Source organism: Bradyrhizobium sp. CCGUVB23 (assembly GCF_024199885.1).
Classification (GTDB): Bacteria; Pseudomonadota; Alphaproteobacteria; order Rhizobiales; family Xanthobacteraceae; genus Bradyrhizobium.
The window spans coordinates 8949929-8971521 of record NZ_JANADQ010000001.1 but is presented as its reverse complement, the minus strand read 5'-3'; the positions used below and the strand labels follow the sequence as shown (position 1 = coordinate 8971521).

At 62.8% G+C, this 21593-nt stretch carries 22 protein-coding genes; 16 read left to right on the top strand and 6 right to left on the bottom strand.

The window, feature by feature from the left end; translation table 11 throughout:
• Nucleotide 1 precedes the first annotated feature (1 nt).
• A complete protein-coding gene (gene xth, locus NLN62_RS42060; RefSeq protein ID WP_035662109.1) occupies nt 2-799 on the bottom strand; it encodes an exodeoxyribonuclease III in 798 nt (265 codons plus the stop codon).
• Between the two features lie 147 nt (nt 800-946).
• Between xth and NLN62_RS42055 the strand changes: the two genes are divergently transcribed.
• On the top strand, nt 947-3265 hold the full coding sequence (locus tag NLN62_RS42055) for an ATP-binding protein (RefSeq protein WP_254112531.1): 2319 nt from the start codon (nt 947-949) through the stop codon (nt 3263-3265).
• A 210-nt stretch (nt 3266-3475) separates the two neighbouring features.
• On the opposite strand, the gene NLN62_RS42050 is transcribed toward NLN62_RS42055, so the two are convergent.
• The gene (locus tag NLN62_RS42050; RefSeq protein ID WP_027522679.1) at nt 3476-3715 is read right to left on the bottom strand and encodes a hypothetical protein; all 240 of its coding nucleotides are present in this window, start codon (nt 3713-3715) and stop codon (nt 3476-3478) included.
• A gap of 238 nt (nt 3716-3953) precedes the next feature.
• On the opposite strand from NLN62_RS42050, the gene NLN62_RS42045 reads away from it, so the two are divergent.
• From NLN62_RS42045 to NLN62_RS42035, 3 genes are all read left to right on the top strand, one after another.
• Nucleotides 3954-4313 carry a hypothetical protein gene (locus tag NLN62_RS42045; protein ID WP_254112530.1) on the top strand — a complete coding sequence of 120 codons (360 nt, stop codon included), beginning with the start codon at nt 3954-3956 and terminating at the stop codon, nt 4311-4313.
• 273 nt (nt 4314-4586) lie between these two features.
• Nucleotides 4587-4802, top strand: coding sequence for a carboxymuconolactone decarboxylase family protein (locus NLN62_RS42040; protein ID WP_254112529.1), 216 nt, complete (start codon nt 4587-4589; stop codon nt 4800-4802).
• Between the two features lie 48 nt (nt 4803-4850).
• Entirely contained in the window at nt 4851-5228 is a 378-nt protein-coding gene (locus NLN62_RS42035) for a Rid family hydrolase (protein WP_254112528.1), read from the top strand.
• A 141-nt stretch (nt 5229-5369) separates the two neighbouring features.
• Here the strand turns inward: NLN62_RS42035 and NLN62_RS42030 are convergent, their stop codons facing one another.
• Both NLN62_RS42030 and NLN62_RS42025 read right to left on the bottom strand, forming a co-directional pair.
• Nucleotides 5370-6272 (bottom strand): hypothetical protein, encoded by a 903-nt coding sequence (locus NLN62_RS42030; protein WP_254112527.1) that lies wholly within the window; start codon nt 6270-6272, stop codon nt 5370-5372.
• 35 nt (nt 6273-6307) lie between these two features.
• Nucleotides 6308-6949: a hypothetical protein gene (locus NLN62_RS42025; protein WP_254112526.1), complete on the bottom strand. Its 642-nt coding sequence runs from the start codon at nt 6947-6949 to the stop codon at nt 6308-6310.
• 551 nt (nt 6950-7500) lie between these two features.
• Here NLN62_RS42025 and NLN62_RS42020 point away from each other — a divergent pair.
• From NLN62_RS42020 to NLN62_RS42010, 3 genes are all read left to right on the top strand, one after another.
• A complete protein-coding gene (locus tag NLN62_RS42020) occupies nt 7501-7902 on the top strand; it encodes a helix-turn-helix domain-containing protein (RefSeq protein ID WP_256576061.1) in 402 nt (133 codons plus the stop codon).
• Entirely contained in the window at nt 7899-8756 is an 858-nt protein-coding gene (locus tag NLN62_RS42015; RefSeq protein ID WP_254110468.1) for an IS3 family transposase, read from the top strand. Before NLN62_RS42020 ends, NLN62_RS42015 begins: the two co-directional genes overlap by 4 nt.
• Before the next feature lie 191 nt (nt 8757-8947).
• The gene (locus NLN62_RS42010; RefSeq protein WP_254107295.1) at nt 8948-9961 is read left to right on the top strand and encodes an IS110 family transposase; all 1014 of its coding nucleotides are present in this window, start codon (nt 8948-8950) and stop codon (nt 9959-9961) included.
• Nucleotides 9962-10394: 433 nt separating this feature from the next.
• Here NLN62_RS42010 and NLN62_RS42005 read toward each other — a convergent pair whose 3' ends face one another.
• Together NLN62_RS42005 and erpA are read right to left on the bottom strand one after the other, a co-directional pair.
• On the bottom strand, nt 10395-11177 hold the full coding sequence (locus NLN62_RS42005) for an alpha/beta fold hydrolase (protein WP_027527379.1): 783 nt from the start codon (nt 11175-11177) through the stop codon (nt 10395-10397).
• 663 nt (nt 11178-11840) lie between these two features.
• Nucleotides 11841-12170: an iron-sulfur cluster insertion protein ErpA gene (erpA, locus tag NLN62_RS42000; RefSeq protein ID WP_254112524.1), complete on the bottom strand. Its 330-nt coding sequence runs from the start codon at nt 12168-12170 to the stop codon at nt 11841-11843.
• A 109-nt stretch (nt 12171-12279) separates the two neighbouring features.
• Here erpA and NLN62_RS41995 point away from each other — a divergent pair, with 109 nt between their 5' ends.
• The 9 genes from NLN62_RS41995 (at nt 12280) to tatC (ending at nt 21455) form a co-directional block, all read left to right on the top strand.
• Complete coding sequence (locus tag NLN62_RS41995; protein WP_254112523.1) at nt 12280-13488, top strand: deoxyguanosinetriphosphate triphosphohydrolase; 1209 nt, start codon at nt 12280-12282, stop codon at nt 13486-13488.
• 9 nt (nt 13489-13497) lie between these two features.
• Complete coding sequence (gene argS / locus NLN62_RS41990; RefSeq protein WP_254112522.1) at nt 13498-15288, top strand: arginine--tRNA ligase; 1791 nt, start codon at nt 13498-13500, stop codon at nt 15286-15288.
• 149 nt (nt 15289-15437) lie between these two features.
• Nucleotides 15438-16928: an SPOR domain-containing protein gene (locus tag NLN62_RS41985; protein ID WP_254113843.1), complete on the top strand. Its 1491-nt coding sequence runs from the start codon at nt 15438-15440 to the stop codon at nt 16926-16928.
• Between the two features lie 52 nt (nt 16929-16980).
• Nucleotides 16981-18009 (top strand): beta-N-acetylhexosaminidase, encoded by a 1029-nt coding sequence (gene nagZ, locus NLN62_RS41980; RefSeq protein ID WP_254112521.1) that lies wholly within the window; start codon nt 16981-16983, stop codon nt 18007-18009.
• A complete protein-coding gene (locus tag NLN62_RS41975; protein ID WP_027527373.1) occupies nt 18006-18845 on the top strand; it encodes a ScpA family protein in 840 nt (279 codons plus the stop codon). The genes nagZ and NLN62_RS41975 overlap by 4 nt, the downstream gene beginning before the upstream one ends.
• A gap of 20 nt (nt 18846-18865) precedes the next feature.
• A complete protein-coding gene (gene scpB / locus NLN62_RS41970) occupies nt 18866-19609 on the top strand; it encodes an SMC-Scp complex subunit ScpB (protein WP_027527372.1) in 744 nt (247 codons plus the stop codon).
• 165 nt (nt 19610-19774) lie between these two features.
• Complete coding sequence (locus NLN62_RS41965; protein ID WP_027527371.1) at nt 19775-20008, top strand: twin-arginine translocase TatA/TatE family subunit; 234 nt, start codon at nt 19775-19777, stop codon at nt 20006-20008.
• Nucleotides 20009-20091: 83 nt separating this feature from the next.
• Entirely contained in the window at nt 20092-20652 is a 561-nt protein-coding gene (gene tatB, locus NLN62_RS41960) for a Sec-independent protein translocase protein TatB (RefSeq protein ID WP_027527370.1), read from the top strand.
• Nucleotides 20649-21455 (top strand): twin-arginine translocase subunit TatC, encoded by an 807-nt coding sequence (tatC, locus tag NLN62_RS41955; protein WP_027527369.1) that lies wholly within the window; start codon nt 20649-20651, stop codon nt 21453-21455. Before tatB ends, tatC begins: the two co-directional genes overlap by 4 nt.
• Nucleotides 21456-21593: the final 138 nt, after the last annotated feature.

Here is a 21593-nt window from a genome sequence, read left to right as displayed (position 1 = left end):
CTTACGCCGCCTCGAGATCCAGATCCGCCCACACCGGCACGTGGTCCGACGGCTTCTCCCAGCCGCGCACATAACTGTCGATCCCGACATTGGCGAGCCTGTCACTCGCCTGCGGCGACATCAGGAGATGGTCGATCCGCAAGCCCTGGTTCTTCTGCCAGGCGCCGGCCTGGTAGTCCCAGAAGGTGTACAGCCCGGGCTCGTCGGTCACCGCCCGCAGCGCATCAGTGAGCCCGAGGCCGAGCAGGGACTGGAAGCTCTCGCGCGTCTCGGCCTTGAACAGGGCATCTTCGGTCCAGGCCGCGGGATTGTGGACGTCGCGAGCGGCGGGGATCACGTTGAAGTCGCCGGCGAGGATCAATGGCTCCTCGGCCTTGAGACGCTCCTTCGAATACTCAAGAAGCCGCGACATCCACTTGAGCTTATAGGGATATTTCTCGGTCCCGACCGGATTGCCATTGGGCAGATAGAGGCAGGCGATCCGCATGACACCCTGCTTCAGCGTTACCACGCCCTCGAGAAAGCGGGCGTGCGCGTCCTCATCGTCGCCGGCAAGCCCCGACTTGGTCTCGTCGAACTTGAGTTTCGAAAGCAGCGCCACGCCGTTGAACGTCTTCTGCCCGTGGGTGACGACGTTGTAGCCGAGCGCCTCGATCTCCAGTCGCGGGAATGCCTCGTCGACGCATTTGATCTCCTGGAGGCAGACGATGTCGGGCGAGCACTCCTTCAGCCAGGTCATCAGATGCTCGATCCGCTGCCGGACCGAGTTCACGTTCCAGGTGGCGATGCGGATCGTCATGCAGGGGTACTCCAGGCTGGGGCACCGTTAGAACAAACTGCAAACACTGCCGTCAAGGACGGCCGGCCGGGAAGCACAAAATCTCCCAAGAAATTAACCCGGCTTAAGCGGGAGCTCTGCCATTCATGCCGGAAAAGGTCCTGACGGATGGGATGGCCCGGCAACTCCCCAGATACCAATGAGCCGCGCAACGGCCTGATCGGCGCGTTCCTCTATTGGCTCGGCGGCTTCGAGATCGAGGACGGCCTGACGGCCGATCTCAGCGAGCGCGAGATGCGTCGGATCCGGGCCAAGCAGGTCGATGCGGTCACGCAGCTGATTCCGGTGACCATGGCCGTGAACATGCTCACGGTCGCGATCGTGCTGATCCTGTTCTGGGGCAGGGGCTGGAACGTGTTCCTCGTCGTCTGGGGAACAACGATCACGGCCGCCGCCGAACTGGCGTTGCGCGCGTGGCGGCGCTCTCGCGTTCATCCGCCGCAGGAGGCCTCACCGCGCGCCACGCGGCAGATCATGCGGCAGGCTTTTTTCCTCGCGTTGATATGGGGCACGCTGCCGCTTGCGCTGTTCAGCAAGGTCGGGCCGACCAGCCAGCTGATCCTGGCCTGCCTGATGGTCGGGATGATCGCGGGCGGCGCCTTCACGCTCTCGACCTTCCCGCGCGCGGGCCTCGTCTATCTCGCCACCATCACGCTCGCCTGCGCCGGAGCGCTGCTGTTATGCGGCAGCGGGCCGTATCTGGTGACCGCGGTGTTCCTGCTGCTGTTCGCGTTCTTCATGGCGCGCAACATCGTCTCGCAGGGCAATCTGTTCCTCGGCAATCTCAAGGCGCAGCTCGCGCTCGAACGGCAGACCGAGATCATCTCGCTTTTGCTGAAGGAGTTTCAGGAGAACGCCAGCGACTGGCTGTGGCAGACCGATGCGGAAGGGCATCTCGTGCACGTGCCCGAGCGCTTCGCTGCGGTCGCGCAGATGCCGTTGCCGCTGCTGCAAGGCGCGCATTTCGCCGACGTGCTCGACATGCTCTGTCCTGAGGACATGAGCACCGCCTACAACATCATCGGCCTGATGGAGCAGAGCGAGCCGCTGCACGAGATCAGCATCAAGGTCGTTGCCGGCGGCGAGGCGCGGCTGTGGTCGCTGACGGCAAAGCCGTCATACGATCGCGACGGCCAGTTCCTCGGCTATCGCGGCTTCGGCCGCGACGTCACCGAGCGCTGGCGCGCGGAAAAGGCCGAGGCCGAAAACCGGGCGAAATCGAATTTCCTCGCCGTGATGAGCCACGAGATACGCACGCCCATGAACGGTGTGCTTGGGCTTGCGAGCATGCTGCTCGAGACCTCGCTCGATCCGGAGCAGCGCGAGGCCGTCACCACGATCCGCGAGTCCGGCGACAATCTCCAGCGGATCCTCAACGACATCCTCGACCTCTCCAAGCTGGAGGCCGGCCGCTTCGAGTTCGAGGCAATCGATTTCTCGCCGCAGGCGCTGGTCGAGACGGTTGCGACAATCGTGCGCGCCAGTGCCAAGGCCAAGGGCCTGACGGTGAAAGTCGTGCTCGATCCGAACCTGCCGCCGGCGCTGCGCGGCGACGTCGCGCGGATCAGGCAGGTGCTGCTCAATCTCGCTTCCAACGCGGTGAAGTTCACCGATGCCGGCGAGGTGACGATATCAGCCACCTGCCAGGCTCGGCGCGACCTGCTCGCAACCGTCGAGTGGACCGTAACCGACTGCGGCATCGGCATCGCGCCCGAGAAGGTCGGTCAGCTCTTCGCCGATTTCGCGCAGGCCGACGCTTCGATCAGCCGGCGCTTCGGCGGCACGGGACTTGGGCTCGCGATCTCCCGGCGCATCATCGAGCAGATGGGCGGCACGATCGGCGTCAATTCGGCGCCGGGTGAGGGATCCACCTTCCGCTTTACGCTGGTACTGCCCTGGAGCCAGGCGCTGGTGTCCGACCAAGAGGCTGATCGCAACGAGGCCGACGAGCTCAAGGCCCGCATCGCGGCACTCGATCGGCCCCTGAAGGTGTTGGTGGCGGAGGATGACGCCGTCAACCGCATGGTCGTGAGCAAGATGCTCGGCGAATTCGACGTTGACTTGCGCGTCGTGACCGATGGCGTCGAGGCGGTCGAGGCCGCCGCGGACGGTGAGTATGACGTCGTGCTGATGGACGTGCGTATGCCCGAGATGGACGGCCTTGCCGCGACGAGGGCGATCCGCGCGCCGGGTGGTCGCTTCGCGCTGCTGCCGGTCATTGCGCTGACCGCCAACGCCTTCCCGGAAGACGTCAAGATCTGCCGTGAGGCGGGGATGTCGGACTTTTTGGCAAAGCCGCTGCGCAAGCCTGCGCTGGTCGCGGCGCTGCTGCGTGCGCTGGATCAAATGGCCTCGAATGACGCATCGCTGCAGCCGGAGCAGGGGCTGGCCGAATGGATCGGGAAGACGAGCGCTGCCGACGCCTAAGGTCTGTGCATTCGCCGTGGTGTCATGGTTTCGGAGCACGGCAGTCTTGCCTGTAACTCGACCACGACGCCGCAAGCGCTTCGATCCGACGGCGATGCGCGCCTACTCCGTTTCCTCTAACTTCACACTCCGCGTCCAGCGCGCAGGCTGAGGCAAGAGTCGGCTGATCCGCTTCGTCTCTTGTCTATGAGATCGCCGGGTCACGTCACTCTATGCCTGGCCCTTGATCTCATAGTGACCCGGTACGCATTTGTAGCGTTCGATTCGCCAATTCGAGTGATAAAGCGGATGTTCCCCCATCCACTTCGCAAGCGGCGCCTGCGCCCCTTTCATGCATTCCTGAAACGTGATGTCGGGCGTCATGCTGCTGTCGGTCACGATCTCCTCGACGCAACTGCCCGCGGCGGGGCCACCAAGATGGCAGAGAACTGCAACGACGGTCACGAACATGCATCGCATCCCTTCCGGTTTCGCCGGGCCGGCTAGCGTGCACGATTGCCGCTCCGGCCCTTCAATGGCGGGGGCGATCTTACTGAGGGCTATCGACGCGTCATCATACTTTGGTCCTGATCGTACTTTGGTCCTGATGCGTATCCGTAGTCGTTCGGACTACGCTTCGTTGCGCAGGATCAATTCAGGCTGGTCCTGCCCGGACAGAGTACCGGCTCTATCTGCATTGGAGACGCGTATGGCTGGAAATGGCTTGATGCCGATGACCGACCGACGTGCGGCTCATCGGAGTGCGACTGACACAATCGTCTATCTGATCGTCGACAGCGTAGCGGGACCGCCCGGCCGCGCGCGGAGGAAACTTGAGGTCGAACGAACCGATCTCGAAACCATCATCGTCAGTCTCGTCGACGGTCATTTCAACGATCCTATCCGCATCATTGCCTTCGACCCGAATGCTCACTGGTCGAAGGACGTCTCGCGGGAGCTCGCGGAAGAGATCCAGACGCGATGCGACATCGAGGCCATGCCGGTTCCGGAGCACATCCAGGACTTCGTCCGAATCCACCGGGCGGCCCTTGCAGCGGATGCTCTTTGATCGCGGGCCAGCGTACGGCGGCCGTCATATTCTTGGCGGTCGGATTGTCGAGCCCCTCGACCTCATTCAGGCATCGACGATCCAACGCGCCCATGCCTGCGCGCCAATAGGCGGCGAGGGTATGCAATACCGAAAATCGCGCGCCACGGCCGATGAAGACGGGCACTATTGCTTCGCCGCGGCGCTATGAGGTCGCCACCCGTCGCTCCATCCAATCACCGGTACTGCGACAGCGCGCGAATTCATGGCGCCGATGAGCGCAAGCACCTCGAAGTGCTGAACGGCCTGCGACCATCGTTCCGATGCAACGGCTCATCGCTAAGCACGACAGCGACGGTCATTCGCGTCGGCGTAGCCGCGCGACTCTACGAGGAACTACGAAAGCAATTTACCGATAAAGAGATCGTCGATCTCACCATGCTCATTGGCATGATCAATCTTTGGAATCGGCTCGCCATCGGCATGCGCTACGTGCATGATGCGGGCTGATGTGCGTCTCGCCTCGCGGCAGCCACCGGACAGTGCAGGAGAACTCGTTTGCCAAGGCAGAACACATCGTCCGGTTACGCCTTTGAAGACGCGTATGGCTACTCACGAGCCGTCCGCGTTGGAAATCAAGTCTTTGTATCTGGTACAACGGCGCGTCCGCCGGAACTAGGCGGCGATGCCTATATGCAAGCGAAAGCCGCGCTAGCGACAATAGCCAACGCACTAGCCAAGACCGGTGCCGGGATGCAGCATGTTGTTCGTACAGTGGTGTACGTTATCGACATGGCTGACACTCAACATATTGTCCGCGCCCATTCTAAAGCCTTCGATCAAATTCGCCCGGCAAGCACGCTCGTTCAAGTCGCTGGTCTCACGCCGGCTTCCGCTCGGGTCGAGATCGAGGCAACGGCGATCATCTGCGACTGACAACGGTGGTTACGATGAAACTGTAGTTCGGCGATCCGTTCGACGAGTTGGTTGGAGACGGCTGAGGAGTAGCGTGACGAAGAAACTTGAAGGCGCGCCGATCGAAATGCCTTACCAGATCGTAGCGCTCATGCGGCGCCGTTACAGTTTTCCATAGACTCGCGCGGCGACCGCCTTCAGGCGCTCGACCGAGCCGGACTCCGGATGCGGCTTGACCGGCGCGAACAGGATCGAAGCCTGCCTGCCGTTCTTCCAGACATAGATGTTGACGGCGTTGCCGTTGCCCTTGGTGCAGGAATGCTCGCCGAACGCTTCACTGCCGAGCTCTGGTATCGCCACGTGTTTGCACGGGTCCGTGCGTTTCATCATGTTGATGACGGTGTCGCGCGACATCGCGATCACCGCGACGATCATGGTGTTCGCCTCGCGATCGAACATCATGCAGCTGCCCGCGCCGGTCCGCTGGACCATCAGCGTGCTCTTGTCGAGAAAGCCGTCGGCATCCGCTTCAGTGAGCCATTCGCAATCGCCGAACCGCTCGCTGGTCTTGCTCACCTTACCGATGGCAACGCGCGCGACTTGGGTGAGCGGTCCGAGCAGCGCCTCGTCGGCACGCCGGCCGGTCGGATAGACGCTGATCTGCAGAATGTAATCGCCGGACAAGGCGACGACCGAGGTCTCCTGGCGCTGCGCGCCGGCGGCGGTCGTTCCGCCCTGGCCTTCGTCGCCGATCCCGGACACGGCACTAAGCGGCATGCGCTCGCCAAGCGTCTTGACGAAGGTCGCGTACAATTCCTTGGCGCGGTCCTTGTCGGGATTGCGGAACACGGTCAGCATCATCGTGTCGCCGCGTCCGCCCTGGTAGATGCAGCCGCGGCCGTCCTGTTTTGAAATCAGCGACCATTTGAGCGCCGGCATCGCGCCGGCGAGCTCCTGGTCGCTGATGAACGGGCAGGTTTCGGCAGCGAGCGCGGGAAGCACCGGGACGGCTGCGATTCCAAGGAATAGAACGAGGCAAGAGAACAGACGATCGATAATGCGCATTGGATAATTTACTACCGCGGCAGAATCGGATCCCACTACCGGTGGAGATTTGGATTGCGAACATGAGGCTGACTGCCGTAGTGCCGGTACCATTCAACGACGCGGTCTGCGAGCTCGTCGTAAGGCCCGTCTTCGACAACAGGATACTCCGGATCGGAGAGTTGATCGAGGATGCCTTTGGTGGCTACTAAGATGTCAGCCGGATAAACGCCGGCGTCGAGGAGATGTAATTTTAGGTAGCCGAGAAGAATTTCAAAACCGGCGTCCCAGTTGATATTGCCGTTGTCGCGGCCCTCGCGACGTAGTTTTTCAACCGCGCGGAGCAGTTCGCCCTCAACCGTGTCAGCTTGGCCCTCGGACGGCACCTTGGTCTTCCAAATGACCTTTGCCTCGTCAAAATAACGCATGCCTTGAACATCCGTCTCGATCCCGGGAGTTACTGCCGGAGTCAGTTGCCACTTGTCGCCGATCGGGCCCCGCCGACAGCCGTCTGCATTGCAGTGGAGTGTTGTCGGAGCAGGGCTAATGCTGTTGGCGACATTGCCGCTGATGTAGACGCCGGTCCGTTTGTAGACTGAAGCGACCGCCGCCGACTGCGGCGCTCTCGGCAGGTCTGCGCCTATCGCGCCACCAGCGTAAGGGCCGACAAGTAAGATTGCAGCAGAAAGCTTGCGCATCGCTTAATGGCGTACCTGTTGTTTCTGATAATCCAATACGCCTGAAGCCTCGATAGCCATATGATGCTTGGTCCTTTGATTGAACTCCTTGGTCGCCGCCGAGCCGATGTTGGTTCAGCCGGCCCGTCAGGCGCGCTCGTAGTCCTCGATGATTAGGGCGAGGAAATCGAACATGCGGCAATCGCTTCGCCGGGGAAAACCCATCCAGCAAGATCTGGAGCAACTCAGGATCTTTCGATTGGGGCGGAAGCCACTACCATCGCCGGGAACGAAGTCACGCAAAGCCAGCAACAGAAGGAAGCGAAAGTGAGGCTTCGGCCGGCACGTTATTCTTGACGATGTTTATCGTCAGCAACCGTCCTCAACGGTTCACCAAGACCAGGAGGACAATCTCGTAGGATACTCGCAATTTCGTCAGCTCGTGCTGCAGCGGCCATCACCGTTCGCGCACCCACGGATCGGATGGGAGATGGGATTACGCTGACAGTGCTGGACTGCACCCCTTAAGTGAGACACGATAATTCCTGTGACAGGCATTTTGAGGATGACCTGTGGCAGGACGAGGAAAGAACCGTCAGTTTCCGACGGCCTACAAATTGAAGGCGATCAAGCGGGTTGAGAGAGGCGACGGCGTTCTGCCCGTAGCCCGTGAACTCGGGATTTCTCGCAAAATTCTCCACGACTGGATCAAGGCGTGGAAGGCGCATGGGCCGGAGGGGCTGAATCGCAAGCCCGGACCCAAGCCCGGCCCCCGGAAGCTCAAACCTCTGGCGACGTATGACGACAAGCGTTCTGCGCTCACGCGTGCGAATGCCCGCATCGCCGAGCTCGAACGGCTGGTGGGCCGCCAGCAGATGGACATCGATTTTTTTCGGGAAGCCTTGCGCGCATTGGAGCGGCCGGCAGCGCAAGGCAAACCCGCATCCGCATCATCGAAGTCATCCAAGCCATGACATCGGAGGCAACCGATGCCCACGCCGACGTGCAACGCCTCTGCCGTTTGGCGGGCCTGCCGCGCGCGACCTATTACCGGCATCTCAACAGACGCAGTCGCGAGACGGTCGAGTGCGAGCTGCGCGACCAGATCCAGCGCATTTGCCTCAAGCATCCCTTCTACGGCTATCGACGCGTGACAGCCACGCTCCGGCGCCAAGGCATGGTCGTAAATGCTAAGAAAGTCCTGAGGCTTATGCGCGAAGACAATCTTCTTGCGCAGCGCAAGGCGCCGTTCCTGAAGCCGCCTGCGGAGCGACCAAGGGACGTTCTCGTCGTCCCCAATCTGGTGCGCGGCCTGGTGCCGTCCGCCCCAGATCAAATCTGGGTCGCGGACATCACCTATGTCCATCTCGCCAAGGCCTTCGCCTATCTCGCCGTCATTCTCGACGCGTTCTCTCGCAAGGCCGTCGGCTGGGCTTTTGAGAATACGCTCGATGCCTCGCTTGCCATCTCGGCGCTCGAGAACGCCCTCCAGGCCCGAAAGCCGACGCCCGGCAGCCTGATCCACCACTCCGATCGCGGCGTGCAATACGCATCCATCGCCTATCGCCAAAGATTGGCGGATCGCGACATCACCATCAGCATGAGCAGGCCGGGCAATCCCTTCGACAACGCCAAGGCTGAAAGCTTCATGAAGACGCTCAAGGCCGAAGAGGTCAACGGCAAGGCATTCTCCGACATCAGAGACGCTCGCCGCCGGATCGATAGCTTCATTGCGGACGTCTACAACAAGGAGCGCCTGCACTCGGCGCTCGGATACCAATCGCCTCTTGAGTTCGAAACCGCGTTCGCGCAAAACAAGGCACGATAACGCATCGTGGCAACCGCACTGTCACAGGAATTATCGTGTCTCACTTAAGGGGTGCAGTCCAGTGCATTTAACTGAGGCTTCCGAGATCGAATGCACTGAAGATCATCTAGCCGGCCTTCGCTAGCAAGAAGGCGGTGGAGCTAAAGTGAGTTCGCAATCATCGATTCACTTTAGGCCACGAGGAGGCGAAGATGATGTACGGCGGGATTGATCTGCATTCCAACAACAGCGTTGTCGCTGTTATCGACGATGCCGACCGGGTCGTGGCGCAGAAGCGCTTGGCAAACGACATCACGAAGATCGTCGGCTTTCTGGCCCGATGGCAAGACCAGTTGGCCGGCGTCGTCGTCGAATCGACCTACAACTGGTATTGGCTGGTCGATGGCTTGCAAGACGCAGGGATGCACGTGTATCTCGCCAACACCGCTGCGATCAAGCAATACGAAGGCCTCAAGCACAGCGGCGACGAGACCGATGCGCAGCATCTGGCCCATCTCTTGCGACTGGGCATCCTGCCGACGGGAACGATTCTACCGAGGGGACACCGCGCGCTGCGCGATCTGGCACGCAAGCGCATGCAGCTGGTGCAATCGTGCACGACACATATCCTCGCGGTCGAAAACATCATGGCCAGGCAGTTCGGTGGGCGGATGACCAGCAATCAGATCAAACGGCTGACCGACGATACGATCGACAGCTTGCCACTGGCGGCGGACGTAAGCTTGGCAATCAAGGCGAACGTCGCGGTGATCGCGACATTGCAGTCACAGATCGATGTTCTGGAGAAGCGCCTGCAAGAACGCGTCAGGCCCCGGCCGCAATACCGCTTATTGACCAGCGTGCCAGGGATCGGCCAGACGCTTGCCACCGTCATTCTTCTGGAAGCAGGTCCGATCGACCGGTTCGCCGACGTCGGCAACTTCGCGTCCTACGCTCGCTGCGTCGACAGCGTGCATACCAGCAACCGGAAGAAGAAAGGCGAAGGCAACGTCAAGAACGGCAACAAGTATCTTGCCTGGGCATTCGTCGAGGCGGCGAACTTTGCCAGGCGCTTTTGCCCCGAAGCCAAACGCTTCCATGAACGCAAGAAGGCCAGGACCAACAACGTCGTCGCCACCAAGGCGTTGGCACACAAGCTGGCGCGCGCCAGCTATCATATCCTGAAGGAGGGCAAGCCGTTCGAGGTAACGCGCTGCTTTGCCTGACGGACGACGACGATCCGGCGAGCCACGTACGGTGACTGGGGCGACAACCAGCAGCACTGAATTGGACGCCGGATCGCCGTCACCAGCCGCGGTGACAGCGGATCGCCCGAACCGTAAGCCATCCGGAGATTGGCGCCGGCTCGCCGGCAGCCACGGTTCTGTGAAACTCTTTTGGATACGGGGCGGTACCAACGTTCTTCTGGGGCGGCCATGCCGCCAGGGCGCAGGCCTCATTTTGGGCCCGATGCTTGATCCCGATGGGTGTCTGGCGCGATCCGCGATACGGACGCAGCCATCAATCGAAGAAACGGGTGCGGTTCGAGCACCGCAGCTGAAAGCGACGAATGAAGAAATTGGCAGCTAGCGCTGCCAAAAAAAATGCGCTGCGCCCTTGACGACCGACCGGCTAATGGGTGTCACCGTAATTTGAAACTTACTCGGGTCTTCGCACGTAGAGCGAGATAAACCGGTCGATCATCGGGTTGATCTGCTCCGGCACTTCCAGCGACAGGAAATGCCCGGAGCCGACGGCCTTGGCCGTGACCAGTTGCGGGCACAGCGCCGCAAAATGATCCAGATCCGCGAGCCGATGGGCCGCTTCGATGTAGAGCACCGGGACCCGGCACGCCTGGGCGCACTCACGCGCCCGATGCACATCCCAGGGGAACAGACTTGTAAACGTGGACACCAGCACGTGCTGTGGCGTCGCCAGAAAGGTCTGTTCAACATGGGCGCGGCATCTGTCGGTCGGCAGACAGGAGTCCGCCACAATTTTCCGCACCTCGTCCGCAAAATCCGCGCCCCTTAAGCCCTCCAGATACCCGGCGAACACCGTCCCTGCTGAGGCAGGGAAGAGCACCCCTGAATCGAGCAGCACCAGGCCTGCAGGAAAGTCCGGATAGCGGGCGGCGATTTCGAGCGCCATGTTGCCACCCATGCTTTGACCCACGATGACCGGCTTTGTGATCTGCTGTCGGTTGCACAGCCAGACGAGATCATCGGCGAAGCCTTCGATCGAATACGCCTGTTGCGGCTTGTCGCTCTCACCATGCCCCCGCAGCTCGGCATTCAACGCCCGACCTTGACGGGCGAAATACTCCATCTGCGGCGCAAAGTGCGTGCGATCCCCGCCCAGGCCATGGACGAACAGGAATTGAAGCGGTCCCGCCCCGGCGATGTCGAACGAGAGCTGGATGCCGTCATGCGCGAGTTTCATGGACCATCTCCGTATTCACCGACATGTCCAGGTGTCTCTGGCGAGTCCTTAATCTAAGTGGCGCCGCTGGCGAGATTCGAACCTTCTCGAATGATTGGACTGCGGCAGGGGCCGCTTCGGCGTCAGACTGTGTCGGACCCGCCGAGCCCCCGTCCTTGGGGCTCTCGCGACGATCACATGTTGCCCCTGGTTTGCCCGACGTGTCAAATAGTTTCGCTAAACCCGAAATGTATCGTGCCGGCTCTCCGGCTACTTTGCATGGGGTTGTTTTTCAGATTTTGAGTTCGGCTAGCCTTACTGGGACCTCATAGTGAGGAGCGCGAAGCGCGTCTCCGGACGATGCTGCGCATCGCCGTGCGAACCATGAAGCCCGGCTCTCAGGTGTGGCCATCCTTCGAGACGGCCGCTTTAGCGGCCTCCTCAGGATGAGGGACTGAGTGCGGGGTTTCGCTCTCTCCCTTCGTCATTCCACATTGCGCAAGTGCGCAATGGGGGCGCGCGTCAGCGGGAGCTCGAAATCCATTGCGCGGCCATCTCTGCGGCCCGATGGATTCTCAGATGCGCAATTGCGCATCATAGCTTGCGACTTCGTTGCGCCCCGGAATGACGAGAAAACCTCGCAAGCCGTCAGGATGAGGGCTCGGATGGTTTCTTGAAGAAGGACTAGATCGAGAAGCTGGTGCCGCAGCCGCAGGACGCGGTGGCGTTGGGATTGTTGACGCGGAAGGAGGCGCCGATCAGGTCGTCGACGAAGTCGACCTCGGAGCCCGCCAGGAACGGCTGCGACGCCGAGTCCACCAGGACGACTGCGTTGTCGCGCTCGATGACGAGGTCGTCGTCGGTGCGGTCACGCTCGATGTCGAACTTGTACTGGAAGCCGGAGCAGCCGCCGCCCTCGACCGAGATCCGCAGCATGGCGCCGGTGCCTTCGCCCTTGAGGATCTCCCCAATCCGGCGCGCGGCCCGGTCGCTGATGGTCACGGTAGTCGTCATCGTCCTACTCCAATAGTCCCGCGTCATACCCAATTCATTTGGTATCCCGCGTCCGTCATAGTTAAGTGCAAGGGTCCGCAGAATCAAATGGATAGGGACTAAATTCACCGTGTCCGTCGGAATGGCTGCCCCCCGCGCGCCCTATGCCTGCGATCCCGATCGCAGCCGCGGCCGGCTGGTCGCCGAGCCGCCGAGCCGCACCCGCAGCCCGTTCCGCCGGGATTGCGACCGGGTGATCCATTCCACCGCCTTCCGCCGCCTGAAGTACAAGACCCAGGTATTCGTGTTCCACGAGGGCGATCACTACCGCACCCGCTTGACCCATTCTCTCGAGGTCGCACAGATCGCCCGTGCGCTGGCCCGGCAGCTGGGGCTCGACGAGGACCTCACGGAGACCCTGGCGCTCGCGCATGATCTCGGCCATCCGCCCTTCGGGCACGCCGGCGAGCGGGCGCTCGATGCCTGCCTGAAGAACTCCGGAGGCTTCGACCACAACGCGCAGACCCTGCGCGTCATCACGGCGGTCGAGCACCGCTATCCCGAATTCGACGGCCTCAACCTGACCTGGGAGTCGCTCGAGGGCATCGTCAAGCATAACGGCCCGCTGACCGATCGCGGCGGTGCGCCGGTCGGACGCTACCGCGAGCACGGCGTTCCCGTCGGCATCGCCGACTACGTCAAGACGTACGATCTGGAGCTCTGGAGCTTTGCCTCGCTGGAGGCGCAGGTCGCGGCGATCGCCGACGACATCGCCTACGACGCCCACGATATCGATGACGGCCTGCGCGCAGGCCTGTTTGGGGTCGACGACCTCAAGACGATCCCGCTGATGGCCGAGATCATCGCCGAGATCGGTGCGCACTATCCAAATCTTGAGGATGTCAGGCGAGGCGCCGAGCTGGTCCGCGAGCTGATTTCGCATCTGATCGGCGCCGTCTTCGCCGAGGCAAAGGCGAATCTTGCGGCGATCCAGCCGCAATCAGCCCAGGACGTGCGCCAGCAGAGCCGGGCGATGATCGCCTTCCCGCCGGCGATGGCGGGCGAGGAGGCGGCGATCAAGACCTTCCTCTATCAGCACATGTACCGTCACAAGCGGGTGATGCGGGTGATGGGGGAGGCGGAACAGATCCTGTTCGACCTGTTCGCGAAGTACCAGGCCTCGCCGGGCGAGCTGCCGGCGGAATGGCTGGCCGGGGCGGAGGGTGAGGACGAGGCGGGCAGGGCGCGCCGGATCGGCAATTTCATTGCCGGAATGACCGACCGTTTCGCCCTGACCGAGCACCAGCGGCTCTTTGACTCGACCCCGGATTTGCGTTAGGCGGCGGCCATGGCCGACACACCCTCATCGCTGCACCTTTTTGCCGACGTGCTCGCGCGCGTGCACGCCGCCTGCCGCACGCTCGCTGCGCAGGCCATCTGGCCGGAGGGCGTCGATTTCTCGCGCGTGGTGGTCGAGCCGCCGCGCGATCCGTCCCATGGCGACATGGCGACCAACGCCGCGATGGTGCTGGCGAAAGAGGCCAAGGCGAAGCCGCGCGATCTCGCCGAGCAAATCGCGGAGCGTCTGCGTGCGGATGCGCTGATCGCCAAGGTCGATGTGGCCGGGCCCGGCTTCATCAACCTGACGCTCAAGCCGTCCGCCTGGGCGGAAGCGCTGCGCACCTTGCTGCGCGAGGGGGCCAGCTACGGTAGCCTGAGTGGGCGCGGGAAGGTCAATGTCGAATACGTCTCGGCGAACCCGACCGGGCCGATGCATGTCGGCCATTGCCGCGGCGCCGTGTTTGGCGATGCGCTGGCGAGCCTGCTGGATTTCGCCGGCCACGACGTCACCCGCGAATATTACATCAACGACGCCGGCGCCCAGGTCGACGTGCTCGCACGTTCGGCGTTCCTGAGGTATCGCGAGGCGCTCGGCGAGGACATCGGTCCGATCCCGGAGGGGCTCTATCCCGGCGACTATCTCAAGCCGGTCGGCGAGGCGCTGGCGAAGGAGCACGGCGACAAGCTGCGCACCGTGAGTGAAGCCGAATGGCTCCCGGCCGTGCGGTCAAAATCGATCGCGATGATGATGGACGAGATCAAGGGCGATCTCGCGGCCCTCAACATCCGCCACGACGTGTTCTTCTCCGAGCGCTCGCTGATCGAGAGCGGCAACAACAAGGTCGCCGAGACCATCGATTTCCTGCGCGCCAAGGGCGACATCTACGAGGGCCGCCTGCCGCCGCCGAAGGGCGCGCCGGTCGAGGACTGGGAAGACCGCGAGCAGCTTCTGTTCAAGGCCACGGCTTACGGCGACGACGTCGACCGTCCGCTGATCAAGTCGGACGGCTCCTACACCTATTTCGCGTCCGACATCGCCTATCACAAGAACAAGTTCGATCGCGGCTTTGCCGACATGATCGACGTGTGGGGCGCCGACCATGGCGGCTACATCAAGCGCATGCAGGCCGCCGTGAAGGCCGTCACGGCCACCAAGGCTGCGCTCGACGTCAAGATCGTCCAGCTCGTGAAGCTCTTGCGCAACGGCGAGCCGGTCAAAATGTCCAAGCGCGCCGGTGACTTCGTCACCTTGCGTGAGGTGGTGGATGAAGTCGGCCGGGACGCCGTCCGCTTCATGATGCTCTACCGCAAGAACGATGCGGTGCTCGATTTCGACCTCGCCAAGGTGATCGAGCAGTCGCGCGACAACCCGGTGTTTTACGTCCAGTACGGCCACGCCCGCGGCCACTCGATCTTCCGCAACGCAAGGGCGGAGGTATTTCCGGATCTGCCGGAGACGACCGAATCGCGGATCGCCTGGTTGCTGGATTCCGCGATGGAGCGCCTCTCGGACCCGGTGGAACTCGATTTATTGCGCCAGCTCGCAATTTATCCGCGGACCGTCGAAGCGGCCGCCGCGGCCCACGAACCGCACCGAATTGCCTTTTATCTCTATGATTTAGCCAGCGAATTTCACGCGCTTTGGACGAAGGGGCGCGATCTGCCCTATTTACGCTTCATTATCAATAATGATGCACAGCTTACAAAGGCGCGGCTGGCAATGGTCCAGGGCGTCGTCTCGGTCCTGGCATCGGGCCTCGCCATTCTCGGCGTCCATGCCCCGGACGAGATGCGGTAGTTTGGGGCGAACTACTTCAGGGAATTTGTGGGGCTAACCGGCAGAAGCCGGCTCGCGTACGTAATGCGACTTGGTTGAATGCCTTGTGGGTGAAGGCCGCTGTTCGGGTCGAGGACTGGCGGCTTTCCCGAAGGGGACGCATCATCACGATGGCCGATCGACGATATCAGGACAGACCGTATCCTTCCGATGACTATGATCGCGGTGGCGATCAGTATGGCAGGGCAGACAACGATCCCTTGGCCGAACTCGCGCGCCTGATCGGGCAGACTGATCCGTTCGCGACGCAGGGCCGGCCCGCCGCGAGGCCGCCAACTCCACCGGCGCCCGAGCCGTACCAGCCGCCTGCGCACGCGCAAAGCTACGCTCCAGAGAGCTACGAAGATCATCAATACGAGGAGCCGCCACCGCCGCCCGGACCGCCGTCCTGGATGCGGCGTGCCAACGTCCAGCCGCAGCCGCCTGTGGCCGAGCAGCCGCGCTACGCGCCGGCCATGAACTCAGAGCATCCGTTGCAGCGCTTCCCGGCACAGCAATCCGCACCGGAGCCGGATTACCAGGAGCCCCAGGCCTATCCCGAGCACGACGATCCGATCGATCCGTCGCGCTATGACGACGCGCTCTATGGCCAGCTCGAAGCGGGGCAGGATTTCCAGCGCGATCCGTCCTATCCGGACGATCCTTACGCCTATCAAAGCGACTATCCCGAGGATGAGCTCGAGGACGAGGCTCCGCAGAAGAAGCGCGGCGGGCTGATGACCGTTGCGGCCATCCTTGCCCTGGCCGTGGTCGGAACCGGGGGCGCCTTCGCCTACAAGACCTACCTGGGATCGCCCCGCAGCGGTGAACCGCCGATCATCAAGGCAGACAACACGCCGACCAAGGTCGTGCCGGCGCCCGCCGATGGCTCCGCCAAGGTGCCTGATCGCATGGTCACCGGTGACGGCAGCGAAAAGATCGTGCCGCGCGAGGAAGCGCCGATCGATGTCAACGCCAAGTCCGGCGGCCCGCGCGTCGTTTTCCCGCCGCTCAATCCGAACGCCAATCCGCCGCCGGTCGCGAGCGTCTCACCGTCGGCCGTGCCGCCCCCAAGCGCCGCGCCCAATAACGGCACGATGCCCAACAGCGAGCCGCGCCGGGTAAGGACGCTTGCGGTGAAGGGTGACCAAACCGACAGCACGCCCGCGCCGGCTGCGGCCGCAGCCAAGCAGGCCGCGGCTCCGAAAGCAGCCGCCGCGACGGCAGCGCCACGCAATCCGCCGACCTCGGCCAATGCCAGCGCCAACCAGCCGATGTCGCTGGCGCCGCAGGCTGGGGCGCCGGACCCGTCCGCGCCGCCGACCCGGATAGCCGCGACCAATCCGACGCAGATCGCCCCCGCTCCGGCTGAGGGCGGTGGCAGCTACATGGTCTCGATATCGTCCCAGGACACCGAATCCGCGGCGCGGGATTCCTTCCGCGTGCTCCAGGGCAAGTTCCCGTCGGCGCTCGGATCGCGTTCGCCGGTGATCAAGCGGGTGGATTTGGCCGACAACAAGGTGAAGTATCGCGCCATGGTCGGTCCGTACCGTACCCGCCAGGAAGCCGCTCAGTTCTGCACGGAGCTGAAGGCGGCCGGCGGCCAGTGCTTTATCCCGTAGTATTATCGGCCGTTTCCTTGACCCCCTAGCGGGGTAGGGTTAATCGGCGACTATGAGCACGCGGGCCTTCATTACCGGCGTTTCCGGAACGGAATTGACCGCCGCAGAGCGGGATTTTATCCGTACCGAACGTCCGTGGGGATTCATCCTCTTTAAGAGGAATATCGGGACCCCGGCTCAAGTCGCTTCGCTTGTTCAGGAATTGCGCGGCGTCGCAGGCTCTCCGGATGCCCCCGTCCTGATCGATCAGGAGGGTGGGCGGGTGCAGCGGCTCGGCCCGCCGCACTGGCCGGTCTATCCGTCCGGCGCTGTGTTCGGAAAGCTTTACGATATTGATTCGGCGCTTGGGCTGACGGCTGCGCGCCTCAGTGCCCGGCTGATCGCGGCTGATCTGGCCGATCTTGGCGTCACCGTGGACTGCCTGCCGCTCGCCGACGTGCCGGTCGCGGGCGCCGACGCCGTGATCGGCAACCGGGCCTATGGAACCGAACCAGCCAAGGTTGCGGCGATCGCCCGCGCCGTCACGGACGGGCTTGAGCAGGGCGGCGTGCTGCCGGTCCTCAAGCACATCCCCGGCCATGGCCGCGCGACGGCCGACACGCATTTCCGGCTGCCGACGGTAGACACGCCAAGGGATGAGCTGGAGCGCACGGATTTTGCCGCGTTCAAGCCATTGGCTGACCTGCCGATGGCAATGACTGCACATGTTGTGTTTAGCGCTTTCGACCCCGCCCATCCGGCGACGACATCTGCGACAATGGTCCAGCAGGTGATTCGTGGCGTGATCGGGTTCCAGGGTTTGTTAATGAGTGATGACGTGTCGATGAACGCATTGGCGGGCACCATTACCGAGCGCACGCGTTCGATTTTTGCAGCCGGCTGCGACATGGTCCTGCATTGCAACGGGAATATCGAGGAAATGCACGAGGTCGCCGGCCAAACGCCCGAATTGTCGGGCAAGGCGGTGGAGCGCGCGAACAGGGCGCTGGCCGCGCGTAAGGCGCCGCAGCCGTTCGACCGGGCGGCGACGCGGGCCGAACTCGACGCATTGATCGCACAGGCGAACACGGCATCCGCATGACCGCAGAAATCCTATCGTTTGAAACCGGGCGGCCCGCCGAGCTCGCCGAGGGTGAACCGGCGCTGGTCGTCGATGTCGAGGGCTATGAGGGTCCGCTCGATCTGCTGCTCGCACTGGCGCGACAGCAGAAGGTCGACCTCGCCAAGATCTCGATCTTGGCGCTCGCCGATCAGTATCTCCACTTCATCGAAGCTGCGCGAAAGATCCGGCTCGAGCTTGCGGCCGACTATCTCGTTATGGCGGCCTGGCTTGCCTTCCTGAAATCGCGCCTCTTGCTGCCGGAACCGCCGACTGCGGAAGGTCCGAGCGCGGAGGAGATGGCCACCGCGCTCGCCAATCGCCTGCGCCGGCTCGAGGCCATCCGCGAAGCGGCGAACCGGCTGATGAACAGGCAGCAATTGTTGCGCGACATCTTCCCGCGCGGCGAGCCTGAACAGATCGCCGAGGTCAAGCATCCGAAATACACTGCGACCCTCTACGACCTGCTCACGGCCTACGCCACGCAGCGCCAGTCGCGTGTGCTGGCGAGCGTGCATCTCGCCAAGCGCACGGTGTGGTCACTCGCCGAAGCCCGCGCCTCGCTGGAGCGGCTGGTCGGGGGCCTTACCGAATCGGACGATTGGGGTCGTCTCGACGACTTTCTCATCCGCTATGTCGCCGATCCGTCGCAGCGTGCGACGGTGTTCGCCTCGAGCTTTGCCGCCGCGCTCGAACTGGTGCGGGAAGGCCAGCTGGAACTGAACCAGAAAGAGGCGTTCGCGCCGCTCTATTTCCGAAAGGGGCGGCATCAACCGGTAACAGGTGCGCCTCCCGCGCCTGAAGCACCGGTCGGTTAGTTGAGGAAGGAGAAGCTGCCATGGCCTTGGCGGAAGTTCGGGTAGAAGAGGTCGAGCCGATGGACAACGAGCCCCAGGCACGTCCCGAAGAGTTGCGGCTTCTCGAAGCGCTGCTGTTTGCGTCCAGCGAGCCGCTGGATACCGCGACCCTTGCCAAGCGCATGCCTGATGGCGTCGACGTGAAGGCTGCGCTTGCGCAGTTGCAGGCCGAATATGCGACGCGTGGCGTGAACCTCGTGCGCGTTGCCAACAAATGGACCTTCCGCACCGCCGGCGATCTTGCCTGGCTGATGACGCGCGAAAGCACCGAGACCCGCCGCCTGTCGCGTGCGGCGATCGAGGTGCTGGCAATCATCGCTTATCACCAGCCGGTGACCCGCGCCGAGATCGAGGAGATCCGCGGCGTCGTGACCTCGAAGGGCACGCTCGACGTGCTGCTCGAGACCGGCTGGATCAAGCCGCGCGGCCGCCGCAAGACGCCGGGCCGTCCGCTGACCTTCGGAACCACCGAGGATTTCCTGTCGCAGTTCACCCTGGAACAACTCGGTGACCTGCCGGGCCTCGAGGAGTTGAAGGGTACCGGTCTTCTGGATTCGCGTCTGCCGACCGGTTTCAGCGTGCCGACGCCGTCGGACGACCCGGCGCTGCGTGAGGACGAGGATCCGCTCGAGCCCGGCGACGATCTGGACCTTGCGCTGGCGCCCGCGCCCGAGCCGGAACCGGAGACGCCGCAAGGCGGCGGCGAGGGCAGCGACGAGGGCTGACGGCCCGTCGTTCTACGGTCTGCCCGACCAGTTAAGACTAGCAAGATTGCGTAGTGCCAACAGCGAATTGGCGCTGCCTTGGTCCTTGTTTTTGACACCTGCGAAGCCTAGGTTTCGGTGAAGATCGGCCGGGTCCCCGGCCATGCGCGTTTGGAGGGTTGCAGGATGGGTTCGCTTAGCATTTGGCACTGGATCTTGGTGATCGCAGTGGTCCTGCTGCTGTTCGGCCGCGGCAAGATTTCGGATCTGATGGGCGACGTGGCGCAGGGCATCAAGGCGTTCAAGAAGGGCATGCAGGACGACGACAAGGTTGCCGACAAGCCCGACCCCGCCAAGTCCATCGAGCACAATGCCGCGCCGACTGCGGCACGGTCCGACGTCGGCAGCAAGGCCGTCTGAGCCAAAGATCGGCAGACGTGGGCGGTCCCGATCCCGTGCATCGAGGATTGGGCTAATCGCGGCTTGCCTGAACGGAAGACTTCATGTTCGACATCGGGTGGAGTGAACTGGTCCTCATCGCGGTCGTTGCGCTGGTTGCCATCGGCCCGAAGGAGCTCCCCGGTGTCTTGCGCATGGTCGGCCAATGGATGGGCAAGGCCCGCAAGATGGCCGCCGAATTCCAGGGCCAATTTCAGGAAGCCATGCGCGAGGCCGAAATGGCCGACCTCAAGAAGAGCTTTGACGAGGTCAAGGAAGCTGCCTCCGGCTTCACCAGCAACAATTTGATGACCTCGCTCACGAAGGACGTCAACGAGGCGCTGCGTATCGAGGACATCGACAAGCCTGCGGAGACCGCGGCCACGCCCGCGATCGAGCCGCCGGCGACTTCAAGCGAAGCGCCGGCGACTTCAGGCGAAGCGCCGGTGATGCCCACGACACCGGAAGCCCCGACGCCCGCGACCTTTGTGGAAGCGGAGGCACATGCGGCGGCAAATGAACCGCTCGCGATCACCCGCGAGGTTGAGCCGGCTCCTGTGACCCAGGACACTGTAGTCCAAGACACGGCGCTACCCGAAGCGATCAAGGACGCCAAAGCGTCATGACCGACGCCGACATCGAGGCCAGCAAGGCGCCGTTGATGGACCATCTGATCGAGCTGCGCTCGCGGCTGATCAAGGCGTTGCTCGGCTTTGGCATCGCGTTCATCTTTTGTTTCTTCTTCGCCAAGCAGATCTACAACGTGCTGGTCTGGCCGTTCGTGTGGGTCGCCGGGCCCGAGAATTCGAAGTTCATCTACACGGCGCTGCTGGAATATTTCATCACCCAGCTCAAGCTCGCGCTGTTCGGTGCCGGCTTCATCTCGTTCCCGATCGTCGCCACGCAGATCTACAAGTTCGTGGCGCCCGGCCTCTACAAGCACGAGAAGCAGGCTTTCCTGCCATATCTGGTCGCGACCCCGTTCTTCTTCGTGCTGGGCGCGATGCTGGTCTATTTCGTCGTCTTGCCGATGCTGATCCGCTTCTCGCTCGGCATGCAGCAGACCGGCAGCGACGAGACCGCGCAGATTCAGCTCCTGCCCAAGGTCGGCGAATATCTGTCGCTGATGATGTCGCTGATCTTCGCCTTTGGCATCGCCTTCCAGCTCCCGGTGATCCTGACGCTGCTCGGCCGCATCGGCATCATCACCTCGAAGATGCTGCGCGAGAAGCGCCGCTATTTCATCGTCATCGCCTTCATCATCGCGGCCGTCCTGACCCCGCCGGACGTGCTGAGCCAGTGCTCGCTCGCGATTCCCTTGCTGGCGCTCTATGAGGGCTCGATCATCGCGGTATCGATGGTGGAGAAGAAGGCGGCGGCTTCGCAGGCTTCCAGCGGCGCCTCGTCGAGCGCCAACCCAGCGGAATAAGGCACCGCATCCTTTGGCTGTCATTCCCCGCGAAAGCGGGGAATCCAGTACGCCGCGGCCCCTCCGTATCCTCGCGCTGTCTTTGGAATACTGGATCGCCCGCTTTCGCGGGCGATGACAGCTGTGCTAGGGGAAGCG

What these genes read in the sequence shown, in the direction of transcription:
- NLN62_RS42025 (WP_254112526.1), bottom strand. Translation starts at nt 6,949, where the DNA reads ATGCGCAAGCTTTCTGCTGCAATCTTACTTGTCGGCCCTTACGCTGGT.
- NLN62_RS42005 (WP_027527379.1), bottom strand. Translation starts at nt 11,177, where the DNA reads ATGAAACTCGCGCATGACGGCATCCAGCTCTCGTTCGACATCGCCGGG.
- erpA (WP_254112524.1), bottom strand. Translation starts at nt 12,170, where the DNA reads ATGACGACTACCGTGACCATCAGCGACCGGGCCGCGCGCCGGATTGGG.
- xth (WP_035662109.1), bottom strand. Translation starts at nt 799, where the DNA reads ATGACGATCCGCATCGCCACCTGGAACGTGAACTCGGTCCGGCAGCGG.
- NLN62_RS41985 (WP_254113843.1), top strand. Translation starts at nt 15,438, where the DNA reads ATGGCCGATCGACGATATCAGGACAGACCGTATCCTTCCGATGACTAT.
- NLN62_RS41965 (WP_027527371.1), top strand. Translation starts at nt 19,775, where the DNA reads ATGGGTTCGCTTAGCATTTGGCACTGGATCTTGGTGATCGCAGTGGTC.
- NLN62_RS41975 (WP_027527373.1), top strand. Translation starts at nt 18,006, where the DNA reads ATGACCGCAGAAATCCTATCGTTTGAAACCGGGCGGCCCGCCGAGCTC.
- NLN62_RS42010 (WP_254107295.1), top strand. Translation starts at nt 8,948, where the DNA reads ATGATGTACGGCGGGATTGATCTGCATTCCAACAACAGCGTTGTCGCT.
- scpB (WP_027527372.1), top strand. Translation starts at nt 18,866, where the DNA reads ATGGCCTTGGCGGAAGTTCGGGTAGAAGAGGTCGAGCCGATGGACAAC.
- NLN62_RS42050 (WP_027522679.1), bottom strand. Translation starts at nt 3,715, where the DNA reads ATGTTCGTGACCGTCGTTGCAGTTCTCTGCCATCTTGGTGGCCCCGCC.
- NLN62_RS42015 (WP_254110468.1), top strand. Translation starts at nt 7,899, where the DNA reads ATGACATCGGAGGCAACCGATGCCCACGCCGACGTGCAACGCCTCTGC.
- argS (WP_254112522.1), top strand. Translation starts at nt 13,498, where the DNA reads ATGGCCGACACACCCTCATCGCTGCACCTTTTTGCCGACGTGCTCGCG.
- NLN62_RS42030 (WP_254112527.1), bottom strand. Translation starts at nt 6,272, where the DNA reads ATGCGCATTATCGATCGTCTGTTCTCTTGCCTCGTTCTATTCCTTGGA.
- nagZ (WP_254112521.1), top strand. Translation starts at nt 16,981, where the DNA reads ATGAGCACGCGGGCCTTCATTACCGGCGTTTCCGGAACGGAATTGACC.
- tatC (WP_027527369.1), top strand. Translation starts at nt 20,649, where the DNA reads ATGACCGACGCCGACATCGAGGCCAGCAAGGCGCCGTTGATGGACCAT.
- NLN62_RS42045 (WP_254112530.1), top strand. Translation starts at nt 3,954, where the DNA reads ATGGCTGGAAATGGCTTGATGCCGATGACCGACCGACGTGCGGCTCAT.
- NLN62_RS42055 (WP_254112531.1), top strand. Translation starts at nt 947, where the DNA reads ATGGGATGGCCCGGCAACTCCCCAGATACCAATGAGCCGCGCAACGGC.
- tatB (WP_027527370.1), top strand. Translation starts at nt 20,092, where the DNA reads ATGTTCGACATCGGGTGGAGTGAACTGGTCCTCATCGCGGTCGTTGCG.